The sequence below is a fragment of the Muribaculum sp. An289 genome (assembly GCF_002159555.1).
In the GTDB taxonomy this organism is placed as follows: Bacteria; Bacteroidota; Bacteroidia; order Bacteroidales; family UBA932; genus Merdivivens; species Merdivivens faecigallinarum.
The window spans coordinates 215852-233549 of the sequence record NZ_NFIV01000004.1 but is presented as its reverse complement, the minus strand read 5'-3'; the positions used below and the strand labels follow the sequence as shown (position 1 = coordinate 233549).

Genomic DNA, 17698 nt, shown 5'->3' with positions numbered 1-17698 from the left:
CCGGACATAGGGTTCTTTATATTGGTTATGGCCCCGCGGATATCGGCTTCAAGTGTCGAATACTCGAAAGCACGGTCGCATGAAGGCTCGAAGGTACAGTTCTCGAGCACGAGGCCGTGTGCATAGCAGAGAGGCTGCTCTCCCGATATATGGCAGTTCACAAGGCGCAAGTTGCGTGAATGCCAGCCGAGATACTCCCCGTTGAGTTCCGAATCATAGATTGTGACATCCTCCACTTCCCAGAAAGCGTCCTTAGTAGTGATTTTCGCATTATGTATCTCGGCGTTTTTCACATACTGGAACACATACTTGCTGTCACTTTCAAGCCCATCGACATAAATGTCATGGCTCAGCATGAACGGATAAGTGCCACCGTGCAATTTTAAGTTCCTGGCCTTAATGTTACTGCATTTCCAGAAAACTTCGTCCGCATCGTTCATCAACACGTTTTCAATGTCCAGCACATCCATCTCGCGGAACATCTTCGGAGCATCGATTACCGTGTCTTTCATTTTAAGATGGTCGCAGTACCACAGGGCCGAGCGGCCTCCCACGGCGAAATAACAGTTTTCAATCGTAAAACCGTGTACGTGCCAGAAAGGATAATTCCCTTCGAAGCGGCAGTTGGTAGCCACTATATTGCTGCATTCCTTGATTGCCGACTCCCCGGCCAGGATGGTCACATTGTCAATATGAAGGTCGTGAGACTCGAACAGAGGGCGCTCGCCTCCGAATTGTTTGTCTTTAATCAGTTCCATAAACAAATCCAATCATTTTACGGTACAAAAATACAGTCTTTTCCCCGAATGCCGATAAACGGATTACAGTACAATTTACCACAATTACCGTATTTCATAAAAATCCTGTCAACTCCCTATCGGGAACCAGATGAAAACGGCCGCATCCCAGACGGCATGCGAGATGATGATAGCGGAAAAACGTTCAGGGAAGAAGCGGTAAAGGGCTCCCCATACCGTACCGGCCACAAGCGCCGCCATCACAAGCATAAAATTGCACGAACCGGCATGGACGAGCGCATACAGCAGGGTCGCCGATATGAAACCGCCATTTTTGCCGAAACACCCCGAAAGCGTTTTCTGGACATAGCCGCGCCAGTAGATTTCCTCGGCGGGGCCTATGAGGAGCAGCATCAGGGCCGTAAGAAGCCACGGAGACTCACCGGCCTTCATTCCGTAAATGGCATTCACCTGCCTGCCGGCAAAATCGAAAAGCCACGAGGAGACCCTGTCCCCTACCCAGAATATGCCCCAGAGCAGAACGGCGATGAATATGCCTGAAAGTACGTTGGACGGAGTCCATTTCAGCGGTTTCCACCAATCCCGGCCGAATATAGTCGCCAGCGCGGCCAATACAAGGGCCGAACTGGTCATCATCCACCAGAACGGGACATACGGGGCAGTCCATGGTGAAAACATCACCGTCCAAAGGCAGGCCGCAACCACGAGGGTAAAAACCAATTTTCCCATATTCTCTTAAAATATTATTGCCGTCCCTTTAATATATGAGCGCCGTCCCTATGAAAGCCGCAATCAGCAGGAAACTGAACTGGAGCTGTAATCTCGACGTATATTCGTCCAATCTCGCTATCGACTCCGGGCCGTTTTTCAGGACACCGACGACCATCTTCGAATTTTTAAGGGCAGAAATTATTGCCGCCCACACCATAATGCACATATACGGGAGAACGCCGGCTATGACACATCCGGTAATCCAAAGGAACGGGAACAGCACCTCGAAACAATACACCCACACCGATGCCTTCGGGCCGATGTTCATGGCAAAGGTGCGTATATTGGCCCGGTCATCGGTTGCCACGTCGCGGAGATTGTTGCAATGCAGGATTGCCACCGTTATCAACCCTACCGGAACGGCGAGGTACAGCACATTCCAGTCGATATGCTGTGTGACCGCATAGACCGTACCCACGGTAGGCAAAAGCCCGTATGCAATGAAAATCACCAAATCCCCGAGGGCATGGTACTTCAGAAAAGGATACAGCACGGAACATGCGAGTCCCCCGAGACCTATGTACAGCAGCGGCATCCCCGTCCTCAACCACAGTCCTGCCCCCGCAACACAGGCCACTGCAAGAAGCAGCAGAGACAGCCGGTAGATTTCCCTGGGAGTGAACATTCCGGAAGTGATTGTCTTGGCCCCGAAAGTATCTTCACCGTCCACTTTCCGCCTGTAATCGAAATAATCGCTCCATGTATTCCCGGAGGCATGGAAAACCACTATGTTCAGCAATGCCCACACGCCGTTGAGCCAATCCGCCTGCAGGTGGTTTGCTAAAACATATCCGAGTGTAACAGCCACCGGCATCGCCGAGGCCGGAAAAGACCACGGCCGCACCGCAATCATCCATTCCTTGAAAGTATGCTTTTCCACATTATAATTTTTGTATAAATCTGTATAAAGGAATATACCTCTTTGAAATCAAGAGAGTTAGAAGAATTACTTCGTTTTCAGGTAATGAGTTGGCAACCGTCCTAATTGCCGTGGTCTGCATCGCTTTGCTTGTTTGGGAAACTCTTACGGTACAAAGGTATGAAAAATATTCAGACTGAAAGGATCATTCCAAAAATTATTTTAGTCAGAATATTGAGCATTCATCCTTATGCAGTCTTGGTTGGAAGCAATTAACGAACAAGGAAGCCACGGTAAAGGCAACTCCTACTCCTACCACGCCTGCCCATCCGTAATGTTGCCAAAACAGACCTGAAACGAACGTACCAGCAGAACCGCCCAGAAAGTAGATGGTCATATAAACGGTATTGACTCGGTTGATGGCGGATGCGTCAAGGGAGACCACGCTGGTCTGATTTGACAAATGGATGCATTGCATTCCTGCATCAATCAAAAGGATGGCGATTATCATCCACAAGTAGCTGTCATTTCCAAAAAATGCCAACAACCATGCAGCCAAGATAACACATCCCCCGACAATGGAGAAGAACCTTACGCCGTACTTCTGGACATAGCCGCTAATGAATACAACCGAAGACGCACCTGCCAATCCGCACAAACCGAGTGCCCCGATAATATCGTCATCCGCAAAGAATGGCTCTTGCTTCATCCGGAAAGCAAGGCAACTCCACAACGCAAAGAACGAGCCATAAGCCAATGCCGCCCTCAACGAAGCGATACGCAAGTACGGGTATTTGGCAAGCAGACGCAACAAGGATTTCATCAGACCCGCATAATTTTCACGTGAACGAGCAGGCAGAACGGGAAGCATCTTGTAAATCATAAGAAAGCATCCGAGCATAAACACACAAGCCACAAAATAGACGGAACGCCATCCCCACATATCAGCCAGGAAACCACTTAACACCCGTGAGCCAAGAATGCCTATGAGCAGACAGGACTGTATAATCCCCACGTTGCGTACCTTGTGTGCTGGTGCTGAATGGAAAGACACCAACGGGATGAAGAACTGCGGCATAACCGAAGATGCTCCGGCAAGCAAGGATGCGCCCCACACCCAATAGATGTTAGGGGCAAGTGCTATGGCAAGCAATGCGCACGATGAAATGATATAATTGGTCAATATCAGCTGCTTTCGTGAAACCAAATCGCCAAGCGGAATGACAAACACAAGTCCGACTACATAACCTATCTGGGTCAATGTCGCAACCATGCTGGCAGAAAAGTCGCTTACCCCAAAATCCTTTGCCATGCTGCCCAACAAAGGCTGGTTGTAGTAGCAGTTGGCAACGGAAAGCCCGGTAGCGACTGCCATCAGAGCCAGCAGAGGTGCCGGAATGCCGTGGTTTTCTCTCAATTCATATTTCATCATTTATTCCTCCTTTCAGTATGACACAACTTTCAATCCAATCAAGGAGGCAATGAGCGTGAACAGGAAGAAAAGCCGTATGGGAGTGGCCGGCTCTTTGAAAACGAATATCCCAATCAAGACCGTGCCGACCGCTCCGATACCCGTCCAAATGGCGTATGCCGTGCCCAAAGGCAAAGTCTGAACCGCTTTGGCAAGTAATGCCATACTCAATACCGTGGAAGCCAAGAAACCGCTTCCCCACAGATAAAAACCAATACCTGATGCCTCTCTCGTTTTTCCCAAGCAGAATGTAAGGCTTACCTCAAACAATCCTGCCAAAAATAAAATTATCCAATTCATACCTATGATTTATTAAATTCGGGTGCAAAAGTAAGCAAGTAATTTCTAACCGTTTTTTTACATTTGGTAAAAACGGATTTTGCATTTGACAAAAAACAGCCGTTAGCAGCTATTTCTGTGCGCTATTTTATAATTTTGTACCACAACAAAATGACTTATGGATATAAAGGAAATCATCAACCAGAGATATGCCATGCCGGATGCGTCTTTGGACAAGTTGCGGCAATGCCTGACGGAAGTCTCATACCCAAAAGGATTCCAAGTGTTGGAATATGGCAAGATAGAAAAAGACATCTTTTTCATCAAGAAAGGCATTGTCCGCGCCTATACTTCGGTAGAGGGGAAAGAAATTACCTTTTGGGTCGGCAAGGAAGGGGCGACTATTGTTTCCATGAAAGGATATGTGAATGACGAACCGGGGTATGAAACAATGGAGCTGATGGAAAATTCTGTCTTATATGTATTGGAAAGGAAAAAACTGAAAGAGTTATTCTTGGAGGATTTGCACATAGCCAATTGGGGACGGCGTTATGCGGAAATGGAACTGCTTGCTGCCGAGGAACGGCTGATTTCCATGTTGTCAGCCGTCGCCTCGGAACGGTATCACGAGTTGTTGGAGAAAGAGCCTGATTTGTTACAGCGGTTGCCGTTAGGAAGTATCGCCACCTATTTAGGCATCACACAGGCAAGTTTGAGTAGGATTCGGGCACAAATAAAATGACGTTTCAACCAACTGAGGATAGCAAGCGATTTTGGTCTGCCCCAAACACAAACTTGCTATTCTTCCGTTGGTATTGTTTATAATCCCATGCCCTTGCCTCTCCTAAGCGGTTCAACCGTCCTTTTAACGGATGAGAACAGCCTGCCAAACTGCTCCTTGAACCACTTGGCTTTTCCACTCTTGCCTTTGGCACGGTTGCCCTTTGCATCCCAAAGTTCTTTTGAGATGCTCCGCTTGCAACTGAACTGCGCCACCGTTCCGTTGATTGTAACCCGTCCCATGATGAGGACAGTTCCATTCTTCTCCTTGCTGCCGTTCGCATAGAACAGCACGCGAAATGTGCTCCTTGTCATACTCGTTCTTTTTTGGTTGCAAAACTATAAATCAACGAGTTAAACCTTGACAAGCAAACCTACGCAGAGCGGCGCAAACGGAACGGTGACTGTTAAATCTGCATTTCTGACGGGTAACGATTAGGAAACCGTTCTCTTTCTCCAATCCGCTTTGAAACGCTATTCAGCCCTCTATCCAACTTCCGCGATTTTCTCATAACTACTTAATTCACAGATTACATTGCGTTAATCTGCCGAATTTTGGAGGTTTTTCCATAGATTTTCAATAATTTTTTTAATTTCGGATGGCAAAAATACCCAGAAGCCGAGAGCAGAGCAAATGAATTTATTCAAATTGCTATGCCGAGGCGCAACAGTATTTCTGACCGTCAGGCCAAATATACGCAGAAGCCGAGAGCAGAGCAAATGAATTTATTCAAATTGCTTTGCCGAGGCGCAACAGTATTTCTTCCGAAGGCAAATATACGCGGAAAAGTTAAATCTGTGTTAAATACGTCCCGACATGACCGGACACCATGAAGATTTCATAAATTTGTCACGAAATAAAAATTTTGAATTAAAATATAAAAGATATGAAAACATCGGACAGGAAAACTTTCATTGCCATAGCGGCGGTTCTCGGCATCGCCCTGACAGCCTCCATAATCATGGCCGCAGCATGGATTTCAAGCACTTACCGGGAAAAACAGGAAAAATTCGCATCAGACATAAAATCAGCATTGTCCCAGGCAAAATATGCCGAAAGCAAAAGCCGCTCCAAGAAAAACGGTTATCAGGTAAACGTCGCGCAAATCGGCGAAGACACATCCGGAATGCCCCTCACCTATCCGGAAAATTTCTTCAGCCTCGACAAAAAAGACATCGCCGATGTTTCCGTCTTCAAATTTTACTCTTACCGGAAGCCGGTCGAAGCCATATTCGGAATGGAAAACCCTGTTGACACACTGACAGGCTTCATCACCAACAGATTCCTGCTTACGTTTTACAACGCATTGGACAAGATGAACATTCCCGCACAGGACTATGGTTTCACCATTTCGCTCCACGATGGCACAGACACGGTTTTCCACAATACGGTGTCCACCGACAGGCCTGCCATATTTTCCACAATTATTTATGACATAAATCCGCCTTTGGAATGCAGGGTCGAGACCGAAGACCCGGGAAAAACATTCCTAAGACAAATGTCGGGAATAATCATCTCCATAACACTCATAGCGATAATCCTCTGCCTCTCGTACATTTACCTGCTGCGCACCGTATTCAGGCAGAAAAGCCTCGAAAAGATGCGGGAGGACTTCACGCACAACATCACGCACGAACTGAAAACACCGATAGCCACGGCATCGGCGGCGACAGAAGCCTTGCTCGGCTTTCCTGCCGGAGACAGTCAGGAGAAGCGCGACAAATATCTGAACATTGTGAACGACAAGCTGAAAGAACTGTCGTCCATGGTGGAAAGGATTCTGGAAATGACGGCATCGGAAGACAGGGAGCTTCCGTCCGGAACCGAAGAATGCAGCCTTCAGGAAATCCTGCATTCGCTATGCATGGAACTCCGCCTGAAATACCCACAGGGCGTCGTGTCTGAAAACGTTCCTTCCGGGCAGGCTACCGTGCCGGCCGACAGGTTCCATCTGTCGAATGCCATTGCAAACATCCTCGACAATGCGGCAAAATATGTTTCCGGAACACCACGCATAGAAGTCTCACTCGAAACGGACGGCCACAAAGCATACATAACGGTAAAAGACAACGGTATCGGAATACCGAAAAGCGAAAGGGAAAAAATCTTCGGAAAATATTACCGTATTACCGAAGGTGACGTCCGGAATACGAGAGGATTCGGAATCGGCCTGTATTACAGCCGCTCGGTAATATCCGGACTCGGAGGCTCGATAACGGTTTCGGCCCCGGAGGAAGGAGGTTCCATTTTCAAAATAACCCTGCCATGCCGGACGACGGAAAAATAAGGCTCCTGCTCGTAGAGGACGAACAGGACCTCGCGGAAGTAATCTCCGACACGCTTTCAGAAAAAGGGTTTGCAGTCAGGATTGCGCATAACGGGGCCGAGGCCCTTGAAGCGGCTGCCGGCTGCAAACCGGACATCATAGTCACCGACATCATGATGCCCGTAATGGACGGTTTCACCTTCGTGAAAAAGTTGCGCACTACGGACAAGGACACTCCCGTACTCTTCCTTTCGGCCCGCTCGGGAGCGGAAGATGTAGTAAAAGGATTCGAAACCGGCGCCGGAGACTACATACGCAAGCCCTTTGCAATAAGCGAACTGATTGTCAGGATAAATTCCCTGCTGGAACGGAAAACCGGCAACGGGAATGCCGTGATATATGAAATCGGAAGGTTCACCTTCGACCCTTACGGCAGGACACTTCATGACGGCAACCGCTCCGTACAGCTCCCCTCACGCGAAGCGGACCTGCTGAAAATGCTCTGCGACAATCAGGAACACTTCGTCCCGCTGGGAGATATTCTTGAAAAACTTTGGGGCAGCAATGATTATTTCAGCACCCGCAGCCTGAACGTACATGTCAGCAGGCTCCGCAAACGGCTTTCCTCCGACCCTTCGGTAAGCATATCCAGCCTCCGTGGCCGCGGCTACATGCTTTCCGTCTCGCCCGGCATCTTTCCGCCATTTTTATCGTAAAATAGCGCTGCTATTCTCCTCAAAAAAACGGCAAAAAATCTGCACGGAAGCATGTCTCAAATTTTTGAGAAAAAATTTCAAACAACTTCTTAAATTTGCACCGTCATGGATAAACCTCACCGTTATGGATAAACATATACACATTATCGCGAAGCCGCAGTCCGGAAAGAAGGTCTCGCATTTCTGGGGGTCGCCGCTCCTTCCTCCGGGATATCCTTATCCCGAATATACCGACAGCGACGGGGACAGGTGGCCTTACAATTTCATCTGCCAGATAAATCTCGCAGACATTGCGCCTTTCGATACGGAGGGAAAACTGCCGCACGAAGGTCTGCTGCTGTTTTTTACCAAGATAGACCGTTATCTCGGGGATTTCGAAGCCGCCGACTGCATCAGCGGTTACATAAGCGATGCCGAGGATGTCAAAGTGCTTTATTTTCCAGACAGCAACGGCTTCGAGGAAATCTTACTTACGGATATTGACGGCACCCCGCTTTCCCCACGCGGCTTACCCGTAATTTTTTCAGATAAACCCGAAGGAAAATACTGCGACGAGCACATGCTGTTCGCACCCCCTACGCACAGGGAATGGGAAAACTGGGACCCTCCGTTCGAGGACTGGCCCATACTCCTGCAAGTCGATTCATTCAACGGTAAAGACTTCAACCTCAATTTCATGGACTGCGGGGTGCTGGACTTTCTGATTTCCCCGGAAGACCTCGCCGCCCAGCGTTTCGACAATGTGCGCGCGATAGTCCTGTCCACATGACGGTATCATCCCTACCTTTACGAAATGAAACAATCATCCCGATGAAAAACACGATAGTTTTCGATTTTGGCGGTGTCATTGCCGACCTCGACATACGGAAAGCCATTGCGGCGTTCAAATCGCTCGGAATAGCCGACGTGGAAAAATATCTCGACCCCTACCTGCAAAGCGGGCCTTTTCTTGAGATTGAAAACGGGAAAACCGATATTGCCGGCTTCATGGCGATGATGCAGGAGCTTTCGGGCAGGGAACTGTCCTTCCGGCAAGTACAGGAGGCTTGGCTCGCCTTCATTACCGGCATCAACCGGGAAAAACTGGATTACATATCGGAGCTGAGAAAACGCTGCCGTACATACCTGCTGAGCAACACCAACCCTTTCATAATGGACTGGGCCTGCTCATCGCAGTTCCCTGGAGGCAAACCTCTGGATGCCTACTTCGACAAAATGTATTTTTCCTACAGAATCGGCCTCACCAAACCGGACCCGGAAATATTCAGGCAGATGATCCGGGACAGCGGAATGATACCGGAAGAGACACTTTTCGTGGAAGACGGCACGGCCAACATCCTTACTGCCCGCCGGCTCGGTTTCAAAACCTATCAGCCCGCTAACGGCGAAGACTGGCGCAATGCCGTCACCACGATTCTCGAAAACCGAGGGTGACCCTCGCATCATGGCAAATGTAACCCGGCCCTGAAAGCTGCCCGGGGCACGCCTTGACTTAGCTCCCTTTGCCATCCTTAACAATCCACGTGGTATGAAAGCTGCCAAAAGCACGCCCCGACTAAACTCTCACTTTTACAACACATTAATAATCAGATATTTATCAAATTTACTCCTAAAAATTACTGTGGATTCTGACGGGTTCCAAACCCCTCGAAATCCACAGCAAAAATTTTTCACCGCAACGCTAATACGCTATATATCAACACATAACAAGACTTATAATTTAAGTCGGGGTGTGCTCCGGACACAGGCCTGTCGGCACGTTTTTTGCCATTTCAACGCCGGATTATCAGTCACAAAGGTAAAGGTAGAAGACAGGCATAAGGTAGAAAACACAAAATGAAAAATGCGGAACATATATTTTTCATCACACTGGCGGTCATTAGCGGCATATTCATTGACAGATGCCCGGTAGCCGCCAAAACCCCTCCCCTATACAGCACCGCCGCAACCAGCCACAGCGACGTGTCGGCCAATCACGACAAGACAACAGCCAGCCCCAGCAGCACGGCAGCAAGTCACTGCAACACGACGACAGGCCGCAGCAACGTAGAAACCCGCCCCAGCGACGTGCCGGCCAATCACGGCAAGACTACAACCAGCCACAGCGACATGCCAGCAAGCCCCAACAACGACACGACCGGCTGCTTATCCGTACCGGGCACAAGGGCGGCCATACCTTTCGGTGACTTCGAGCAGTGGACCATAAGGCGCATCAAGGAATCGGCCATTGTCGGCAAAGACAGCGTGACGGTATACGAGATAGACAGGAACCAAACGATTTACGGCAATATCCCCTACAGCAATACGGATTCGCCATGGGCTACATCCAATGCCTTCGCCAAAGTCATGGGCGTAGTCAAGACAAATGTCAATGTACGGCCCGCACCGCACATTACCCGGGCGGAAAACAGTTCCACCGGCAACAGCGGGGAAAGATGTGCCGAAATGAGGACGGAGATAATGAGTTTCAAGGTTCTCGGCATGGCCAAGGTCGAAGTGCTGACCGCCGGGGCCATATACCTCGGCAAGCTCAAGGAACCCATAAACAGCATGGACAACGCCATAAAAAGCGTCAACATCGGCATCCCCTTCACCAAACGCCCGAAATATCTTGTCTTCGACTACAAAGCGACCATACGCAATTCCGGAACAGTGAGCAGAAGCACCATGACAAAACGGACCGACATGCCGGGCCGCGACAAGGCGATAGCCACGGTACAACTGCAAAAACGCACCGAAAAAGACGGGAAAATATATGCGGAACGGGTCGCGACAGGCGAACTGCTGATAGGCGGCAGCTGCGACTGGAGACACGGAGCGAAACTGAAACTGACATACGGCAAGCCTGAAAACGAAGAAGCTCTTTCGCAGTTTTCAAGACTCAACTCGTTTTTCTACGCCGAAAATTCTTCCGGAGAATCGGTCCCGATACAGGAAACGGGCTGGGCCGACCCCGATACCGCCCCGACACACCTCATAATATATTTTGCTTCAGGATATCTCGGACCTTTTACCGGAGAAATAGGAAACTCGCTAAGTATTGACAATGTAATGTTGGAATATTGAATAAGAATACTATCTTTGTGGACTTTATATTAAAACCGCAAAAATCTTATGTCAAAAAAACTCATTACATGGATATTCCTGCCATGCCTTATCATGATGTCGGCATGCGTAAGGGAATATCAGGAAAAGCCGGTAAGCAATCCGGCCATATTCGAAACGGAAGGCATGATTCCGGGTTTCATGAGAATCAAAGTAACCGAGGAACTCGCTGCCAGACTGGAACAGCAGGCAGGCCCGGACGGAATAATCCGCAATATCGGAGTAAAATCTTCTGACGACATCCTTCAGGGATTCGGATTCGAAAGCATGAAAAGGACATTCCCTTACGCCGGAAAATTCGAAGCCCGCACAAGGAAAGAAGGACTCCATCTGTGGTACAATGTCATATTCAACCCGGAAGTAAGCCTCACGAAAGCAGGTAACGACCTTTCCGATATAGAAGGAATCAGCATTATCGAAGGCCGCCCTGCCATAAAGAGGCCGGAATACACATCCGTTCCTGTCGACCTGAACGGCACGGCCACCAGAGCCGGAGCACAGGATATTTTCGATGACCCGTACCTTTCCGAACAATGGCATTACTACAATGACGGAAGCCTTTACGGCAGCACGGCCGGATGCGATGTAAATGTAATCCCCGCATGGGAAAAGGGCTATGTAGGCAATCCTGATGTCATAGTCGCCGTGACCGACGGAGGCATAGACTACAGGCATGTGGATTTGAAAGACAACCTGTGGATAAACGAAGCGGAACTGAACGGTGTCGAAGGAGTCGATGACGACGGCAACGGATACGTCGACGACATCTACGGATATGATTTCGTCTATTCGCGGGGAATATATCCTGACGACCACGGGACACATGTTGCCGGAACCATAGCCGCAGTAAACAATAACGGAATAGGTGTCAGCGGAATAGCAGGAGGCAACAAAGCCCTCGGAATACCAGGGGTAAGAGTAATGAGCTGCCAGATATTCTATGGTGAAGAAGGGGCATACGACGTGGCTCCCGCATTCAAATACGCGGCCGACAACGGAGCCGTAATAAGCCAGAACAGCTGGGGTTATGAAAATACCTCCACTATCTTCGAGTCCGACAAGGATGCAATAGATTACTTCATCAAATATGCCGGCATCGATGAAAACGGCAACCAGACAGGCCCTATGAAAGGAGGTCTCGTCATCTTTGCCGCAGGAAACGACAACAAATCTTATGGCTCTCCTGGATCGTATGAGAATGTCATAGCCGTTTCGGCACTTGCAGCGGACTTCGAACGCGCATATTATTCCAATTACGGCTCATGGTGCGACATAGCGGCCCCTGGAGGCGACGCCTACAAAAACCAATACGTAATAAGCACTACGACAAACAACAGCTACGAAGGCTTCCAGGGTACTTCGATGGCCTGCCCTCACGTATCCGGAATCGCAGCCCTCATACTTTCAATTTACGGCGGGGAAGGCTTCACTCCGGACCAACTCAGGGAAATGCTTGAGTCAACCGCCAATCCTGTCATATACGAAGGGCACAACAGCCGGTACGACGGACAGCTTGGCAAGGGACTTGTCGACGTAGGTGCCATACTGAACAATTATGTCATAGAAAACCCGCTGCCACAGCCTGTCACAGACCTCAAGGCGGAAAGCACGGGAACTTCTTCCATAAGGCTGTCATGGACAGTAACCGCAAATGAAAACGGCAAAACCCCTGTTTCCTATAACATTTATTTCAGTACAGGAAAATTCGATTCCTCAATAGACAGGAACTCGTTGCCGGAAGGCATTTCCGCAATACGCATCGACAATGACAGGAAAGCCGGAGAAAAATTCGAATACGACCTGACCGGACTCGAAGACGGCACCACATATTATATTGCGGCGGATGCAAGCGACGGCTCGCAACTCTCGGAACTGTCACCTGTGGTTTCATGCCAGACAGTCCCTAATGCGGCCCCTGAAGCCACGGACGAAATACCGGACATAGTACTGCCTGGAATAGGATACGGCAAATCCTTCGACCTCGATGATTATTTCCATGACGAAAACGGCGACATACTGGCATACAGATGCTCTTACCCGAAACAATACATAGAAGCGGCCATCGACGGCAGCATCCTTACCGTAAAGGCAACAGCCAAGGCCAATTCGGAAATATCCGTAACCGCGACCGATCCGTCAGGGGAAAGCGCATCCCTGAAGTTCCGGGTATCGATTATGGAAACAGGGCTCGAATATTTCTGTTATCCTAATCCAGTAATCGATGTAATGTACATAAAATCATCGGCTCCTTCGGGAACGGTAAACGTATCCGTAGAGGCCCTTTCAGGAAAAAAGGTATATGAAATCACGGGCTACGACCCGTCTTCGGATTCCCCTGAACCGATTAACCTCAGCACTGTAAAAACCGGGAATTATACAGTAATAATAACTGATTCCCAAGGAAATATCACGAGACAGAATATAATGAAACTGTAATAAGACATGAAAACTATAAAATTCATCATAATGACAGCCGTTGCGGCCTGCGGGCTGTCCATGCAGGCAGGCGCCCAGGATTTGGAATCGTTGAATTATCCGGCCAATACACGCTCACTCGCGATGGGAGGCACTGAAATGGCTTCGAAAGCCGACGGGACTACCATAATGGCCAATCCCGCGGCAATGGCCCTTATGAACAACAGGCTTCTTGTCCAGGCCAATTACATGGGCATCCGGCCAGACTCGCAGATGAGGAACTTCGGCAATGCGGCAGCGGCATTTTCATTCGGGCGGCACAGGTTCGCCGTATCCGTTTACGGACAATATTCTTCCGGAACCAGACATATCGAATCCGATATCATGGGAAATCCTTTGGGATATTTTACCCCTTATGAATATACGGTCGGGGCCGGTTTTGCAGCCAGAATCATCAAAGGCCTTGCAATCGGAGTAAATGCAAAAATGATAAGCGCCGTAAGGATGTCGGACAGATGGCTGGCGAATTATCCGGATTACGCGAATGCATACGCCTTTGCCGCAGACCTCTCGGTAGCATACACCATACTGGGCATACGCGCATCGGCATCCATAAACAATATCGGAACCCCTGTCAAATACAGCAGGTATGAAGGGAACAAAGGCAACAATCTCCCTACGGCAGTCCGTCTGGGAATCGGATACGGGAACAAATGGGGAAAACACTCTTTTGATGCAGGGATACAGGGCGATTACCTGATTTTCGCAGACGAATACTATGGAGGAGTCGGTGCGGAATACGGTTTCGACGACCTTGTCTTCGTCAGGGGAGGCTACCATCACAACGGTAACTCTGTGAATACGCTTCCGCAGTACGCTTCTGTCGGCCTCGGATTCCATTTCACTACCATCATAGACATAAACATAGACGCCGCCTACATGATTCCCGTAGGGAACTCCGAAGCCCTCAACAACTTCAAAAACACATTCATGGTTTCATTGGGATTCGTCTTTTAGTTCAAAATGAAACGCAAGAAAACAGTTCTGACAATAATAATCTGTATCGCAATAGGGTTGGCAACGGTTTACCTGTGCCTGCCCTATTATGCGAGGCAGGCCCTCATCCACCTCTACCCGAAAATCGATGACAAATGCCTGTTTTACAGGGACACCGTACATGCACCGCAACAGGCCTGTCTCTGGGCAAGGTCTGCCGATTACAACAGATACGGATTCACGGACTCAGAAAAGTCATATCTCGACAGCATGGAGACCTTGTCCTTCCTCATCATCAGGAATGACAGCATACTTGTCGAAGATTACCGCAACGGCTGGAACGACACCCTTACTTCGAACATATATTCATGCACGAAAAGCATCGTAAGCCTGCTCGCCGGAGCGGCATACGACGAGGGGAAGCTGAAGAACCTCGATGACCCCGTATCAGAATACATTCCATCGTACACAAAAGGCAGGCAGGCCGATGTGACAGTCAGGGATTTGCTTACCATGAGCGGGGGAATGGCATGGGACGAAGCATATTCTTCTCTGTTTTCGCTTACAACGCACGGCTACTACGGCAACGACCTCTATGACCTCGTCACCGGGCTTGAAGTAAATGAAGAACCGGGCGTGCAATACGATTACAGGAGCGGAGAGACCCAATTGCTCGCTTTCGTAGTCGAAGCGGCCACCGGAAAAACGTTGAGCGCGTATGCCGAAGAAAAATTATGGACACCTCTAGGTGCAGAGCATGACGCCTACTGGCTCCTCGACAAGGAAAACGGGGACGAAAAGGCTTTCTGCTGCTTCCACACAACGGCCAGGGACGTGGCGAGGTTCGGCTCCCTCATGCTTGATTACGGAAAATGGAACGGCAGTCAGATAATATCCGAAGGATACATGGAACAGGCGCTTGCCCCCGCATCATACCTTAAAAACGAATGGGGTGAAGACAGTCTCGATTACTACGGATACCAGTTCTGGATACAGAAGTACAAAGGGAACGAATACAGGCTGATGCGCGGCATGCTCGGACAGTACATCGTTGCCATACCGGAATACGATGCCATAATGGTAAGGCTCGGGAAAAAGCGCTCCGACGAATATGTCCGCGAAAGCACGGTCGATTTGTTCGTCTATATGGATATCGCATTGAGGATACTTGAAGAAAGCACAAAAACGGAGAACCGCAACAATGGCTGAAAATCCGGACAGGCCCATCACGGTAGAGACCCATCCATTCGCCCCATTTCTTCCTGAAAAAGCAAAAATACTGATTTTAGGAAGTTTTCCGCCAAAACAGGAACGGTGGTCGATGGATTTTTTCTACCCGAATTTCAACAATGACATGTGGCGGATTTTCGGACTCGTATTTTTCGGCGACAGGAACAGGTTCATAGCCGCGGACGGAAAACATTTCGACAAAACGCGCATAACCGCTTTCTGCGAAGAAAAAGGCATAGCCCTGTACGACACTGTATACAGGGCCGCAAGGCTTAAAGACAACGCTTCGGACAAGTTTCTTGAAACCGTCGAGCCCGCCCCTATTGCGAGACTTATCGGAAGCCTTCCGTTATGCAGGACAATGGCAGCCACCGGGCAGAAGGCGGCCGAAACCGTCTCCGGAATGTTCCGCTGTCCCGTCCCTGCCACAGGCGGGTACGAAACCATTGATGTCGGCGGAAGGGAAATCGCATTTTACAGGCTTCCATCGAGTTCCCGCGCATATCCCCTCAGTCTGGATAAGAAAGCCGAGGCATACGCCGGCCTATTCGAAAAAATCCTTTAGAGGTACGGCCTGGAAGGTAATATTCGCCACACTGCTTTCATAAAGTATCCCTACGGTGCTTTCATCAATCATCGTCAGGCATGAATATCCCCAACCATACCCTTCGTCCAGGACGACCTGATGCGCGGCAGGCCATGTAAGGCCTCCGTCCAGACTCAGCTTGATTGTGATGTCCTTCCGTTCTACCGAAGAATCGGGATTGGAAAACAGCAGAAGGTCTTTTCCTGTAATATTGTCCTCGGCCCTGACGGCAATCAGGCTCGCCATACATACGGGTTCCCTGAGAGCCGACCTCGATGAAGGGTGCTCGCTCCATGTCGCCCCCATGTCCCTCGAAACGCTGACGGCACGGCTTCCTCCCCTGTCATCCCGCATATTGAGCATAAGGGTCCCGTCCGGATATTCTACTACCTGTGATTCCGTGGTTTTCCGCCTTGCCGGGCTTCCTATCGCCCATGTCCTGCCGGCATCCCTGCTATAAACGACAGTGGCATTGGGAACCTTTTCCGAATCGATGAACTGGGCCGGAAATACAAGGGTGCCGTCACTCATGGTTATTCCACGTCCCGGCCCCTGTAGCAGCAGATGCCAGGATTCATCTTTGACCATTGGGGTGATATTTACGGGCTCCGACCAAGTCATGCCGCCATCCTCGCTCGATACCAACAGAAGCTGTCCGGTTTCATCGGGCGACAATCCCTGCCCCGAAGCCGTCCATGCCCTTTTGCCGGGCATGCCGTGGCACCATAATGCGGCAATCCAGAGCCTGTCGTTCCTGCTGTCATAGAGGATACAGGGATCGCCGGTCCCGTTCTGGGCCGCAGGAAGCCCGCCGTAGCCGTCAAGGTCGAGCGCAAGCCTCATCGGCTCCCAGGTCCGGCCTCCGTCATTGCTTCTGCTTACCCCTACCTTTATATTTCCCTGCAAGTCCGCACTGCTTTCATACCTTACATCATATACCGCCACAAGGGTACCGTCCGAGGTCGTGACGATTCCGGGAATCCTGTAAGCAGCGGCCCCGTCGTCTCCGCCCGTCCTGACACTTACGGCCTTGCGCCTTTCACCCTTCGTCCCTTCCACGCTGAAACGCAGAGGCTCCTCCAGCCGGGCTCCTTCGCTTATCCCCACAGTCACACGATATACTTCACCATCCGGGTTGTCCAAACTATCCGCGATGTTCAGGAAGACCGAACGGGAAGACGGATACCGCACAATATCCAAAGGCACAGAATCATTGTCCTCACGGTAAATGGCAAGAGAAGTTATTTCCTTCATGTCAGTATTATCGGCAAACCTTATCCTTATACCGCCCGGAATACCTTTCCCTGCAACAGTCCGTATTTCAGACAATATATTCCCTTCCTCTCCGTTCAAAAGCGGGACATTCGGGACCGATACCGACAACGTATCCTCCGCAGACACGCAAAAGGCGGAAAACGCCATAAAAGCAAACGACAATAAGTACTTATACATATTATTGATATAC

General features: G+C 49.6%; 16 protein-coding genes and 1 pseudogene. 10 read left to right on the top strand and 7 right to left on the bottom strand.

The annotated features are described in order from the left end of the window. The 5 genes from B5F83_RS05010 to B5F83_RS04990 all read right to left on the bottom strand — a co-directional run. Nucleotides 1-758 (bottom strand): DUF3737 family protein (locus tag B5F83_RS05010; protein WP_087277364.1); only part of this gene is annotated, 758 nt, incomplete at its 3' end. A gap of 108 nt (nt 759-866) precedes the next feature. Further along, nucleotides 867-1487, bottom strand: a complete 621-nt coding sequence (locus B5F83_RS05005) for a CPBP family intramembrane glutamic endopeptidase (RefSeq protein ID WP_087277362.1) — start codon at nt 1485-1487, stop codon at nt 867-869. A gap of 28 nt (nt 1488-1515) precedes the next feature. Next, the gene (locus tag B5F83_RS05000; RefSeq protein ID WP_087277359.1) at nt 1516-2409 is read right to left on the bottom strand and encodes a prenyltransferase; all 894 of its coding nucleotides are present in this window, start codon (nt 2407-2409) and stop codon (nt 1516-1518) included. Between the two features lie 205 nt (nt 2410-2614). Then, on the bottom strand, nt 2615-3817 hold the full coding sequence (locus tag B5F83_RS04995) for an MFS transporter (protein WP_087277398.1): 1203 nt from the start codon (nt 3815-3817) through the stop codon (nt 2615-2617). Between the two features lie 15 nt (nt 3818-3832). Then, nucleotides 3833-4159 carry a multidrug efflux SMR transporter gene (locus B5F83_RS04990; RefSeq protein WP_021928755.1) on the bottom strand — a complete coding sequence of 109 codons (327 nt, stop codon included), beginning with the start codon at nt 4157-4159 and terminating at the stop codon, nt 3833-3835. A gap of 157 nt (nt 4160-4316) precedes the next feature. On the opposite strand from B5F83_RS04990, the gene B5F83_RS04985 reads away from it, so the two are divergent. Continuing rightward, complete coding sequence (locus B5F83_RS04985) at nt 4317-4880, top strand: cyclic nucleotide-binding domain-containing protein (protein ID WP_022353163.1); 564 nt, start codon at nt 4317-4319, stop codon at nt 4878-4880. A gap of 164 nt (nt 4881-5044) precedes the next feature. On the opposite strand, the pseudogene B5F83_RS04980 reads toward B5F83_RS04985, so the two are convergent. Continuing rightward, nucleotides 5045-5233 (bottom strand): annotated as a pseudogene (locus B5F83_RS04980) (Arm DNA-binding domain-containing protein); the annotation flags it as partial. Between the two features lie 572 nt (nt 5234-5805). On the opposite strand from B5F83_RS04980, the gene B5F83_RS04975 reads away from it, so the two are divergent. The 9 genes from B5F83_RS04975 (at nt 5806) to B5F83_RS04935 (ending at nt 16212) form a co-directional block, all read left to right on the top strand. Beyond that, the gene (locus tag B5F83_RS04975; RefSeq protein ID WP_087277356.1) at nt 5806-7206 is read left to right on the top strand and encodes a HAMP domain-containing sensor histidine kinase; all 1401 of its coding nucleotides are present in this window, start codon (nt 5806-5808) and stop codon (nt 7204-7206) included. After that, entirely contained in the window at nt 7185-7901 is a 717-nt protein-coding gene (locus B5F83_RS04970; RefSeq protein WP_087277354.1) for a response regulator transcription factor, read from the top strand. The genes B5F83_RS04975 and B5F83_RS04970 overlap by 22 nt, the downstream gene beginning before the upstream one ends. Nucleotides 7902-8025: 124 nt before the next feature. Next, complete coding sequence (locus tag B5F83_RS04965) at nt 8026-8670, top strand: YwqG family protein (RefSeq protein WP_087277351.1); 645 nt, start codon at nt 8026-8028, stop codon at nt 8668-8670. 41 nt (nt 8671-8711) lie between these two features. Further along, entirely contained in the window at nt 8712-9335 is a 624-nt protein-coding gene (locus tag B5F83_RS04960; protein ID WP_087277348.1) for an HAD family phosphatase, read from the top strand. A gap of 402 nt (nt 9336-9737) precedes the next feature. Beyond that, the gene (locus tag B5F83_RS04955) at nt 9738-10967 is read left to right on the top strand and encodes a PCMD domain-containing protein (RefSeq protein ID WP_087277346.1); all 1230 of its coding nucleotides are present in this window, start codon (nt 9738-9740) and stop codon (nt 10965-10967) included. 48 nt (nt 10968-11015) lie between these two features. After that, complete coding sequence (locus B5F83_RS04950) at nt 11016-13442, top strand: S8 family serine peptidase (RefSeq protein ID WP_087277343.1); 2427 nt, start codon at nt 11016-11018, stop codon at nt 13440-13442. 6 nt (nt 13443-13448) lie between these two features. After that, a complete protein-coding gene (locus B5F83_RS04945) occupies nt 13449-14438 on the top strand; it encodes a PorV/PorQ family protein (RefSeq protein WP_087277340.1) in 990 nt (329 codons plus the stop codon). 6 nt (nt 14439-14444) lie between these two features. Next, complete coding sequence (locus B5F83_RS04940) at nt 14445-15626, top strand: serine hydrolase (protein ID WP_087277337.1); 1182 nt, start codon at nt 14445-14447, stop codon at nt 15624-15626. Beyond that, nucleotides 15619-16212, top strand: coding sequence for a uracil-DNA glycosylase family protein (locus B5F83_RS04935; RefSeq protein WP_087277334.1), 594 nt, complete (start codon nt 15619-15621; stop codon nt 16210-16212). Before B5F83_RS04940 ends, B5F83_RS04935 begins: the two co-directional genes overlap by 8 nt. Here B5F83_RS04935 and B5F83_RS04930 read toward each other — a convergent pair. Further along, entirely contained in the window at nt 16192-17685 is a 1494-nt protein-coding gene (locus B5F83_RS04930) for a sialidase family protein (RefSeq protein ID WP_087277331.1), read from the bottom strand. The two genes, B5F83_RS04935 and B5F83_RS04930, sit on opposite strands and share 21 nt — an antisense overlap. Between the last annotated feature and the right edge of the window lie 13 nt (nt 17686-17698).

What these genes read in the sequence shown, in the direction of transcription:
- B5F83_RS05005 (WP_087277362.1), bottom strand. Translation starts at nt 1,487, where the DNA reads ATGGGAAAATTGGTTTTTACCCTCGTGGTTGCGGCCTGCCTTTGGACG.
- B5F83_RS04995 (WP_087277398.1), bottom strand. Translation starts at nt 3,817, where the DNA reads ATGAAATATGAATTGAGAGAAAACCACGGCATTCCGGCACCTCTGCTG.
- B5F83_RS04990 (WP_021928755.1), bottom strand. Translation starts at nt 4,159, where the DNA reads ATGAATTGGATAATTTTATTTTTGGCAGGATTGTTTGAGGTAAGCCTT.
- B5F83_RS04985 (WP_022353163.1), top strand. Translation starts at nt 4,317, where the DNA reads ATGGATATAAAGGAAATCATCAACCAGAGATATGCCATGCCGGATGCG.
- B5F83_RS04975 (WP_087277356.1), top strand. Translation starts at nt 5,806, where the DNA reads ATGAAAACATCGGACAGGAAAACTTTCATTGCCATAGCGGCGGTTCTC.
- B5F83_RS04970 (WP_087277354.1), top strand. Translation starts at nt 7,185, where the DNA reads ATGCCGGACGACGGAAAAATAAGGCTCCTGCTCGTAGAGGACGAACAG.
- B5F83_RS04965 (WP_087277351.1), top strand. Translation starts at nt 8,026, where the DNA reads ATGGATAAACATATACACATTATCGCGAAGCCGCAGTCCGGAAAGAAG.
- B5F83_RS04960 (WP_087277348.1), top strand. Translation starts at nt 8,712, where the DNA reads ATGAAAAACACGATAGTTTTCGATTTTGGCGGTGTCATTGCCGACCTC.
- B5F83_RS04955 (WP_087277346.1), top strand. Translation starts at nt 9,738, where the DNA reads ATGAAAAATGCGGAACATATATTTTTCATCACACTGGCGGTCATTAGC.
- B5F83_RS04950 (WP_087277343.1), top strand. Translation starts at nt 11,016, where the DNA reads ATGTCAAAAAAACTCATTACATGGATATTCCTGCCATGCCTTATCATG.
- B5F83_RS04945 (WP_087277340.1), top strand. Translation starts at nt 13,449, where the DNA reads ATGAAAACTATAAAATTCATCATAATGACAGCCGTTGCGGCCTGCGGG.
- B5F83_RS04940 (WP_087277337.1), top strand. Translation starts at nt 14,445, where the DNA reads ATGAAACGCAAGAAAACAGTTCTGACAATAATAATCTGTATCGCAATA.
- B5F83_RS04935 (WP_087277334.1), top strand. Translation starts at nt 15,619, where the DNA reads ATGGCTGAAAATCCGGACAGGCCCATCACGGTAGAGACCCATCCATTC.
- B5F83_RS04930 (WP_087277331.1), bottom strand. Translation starts at nt 17,685, where the DNA reads ATGTATAAGTACTTATTGTCGTTTGCTTTTATGGCGTTTTCCGCCTTT.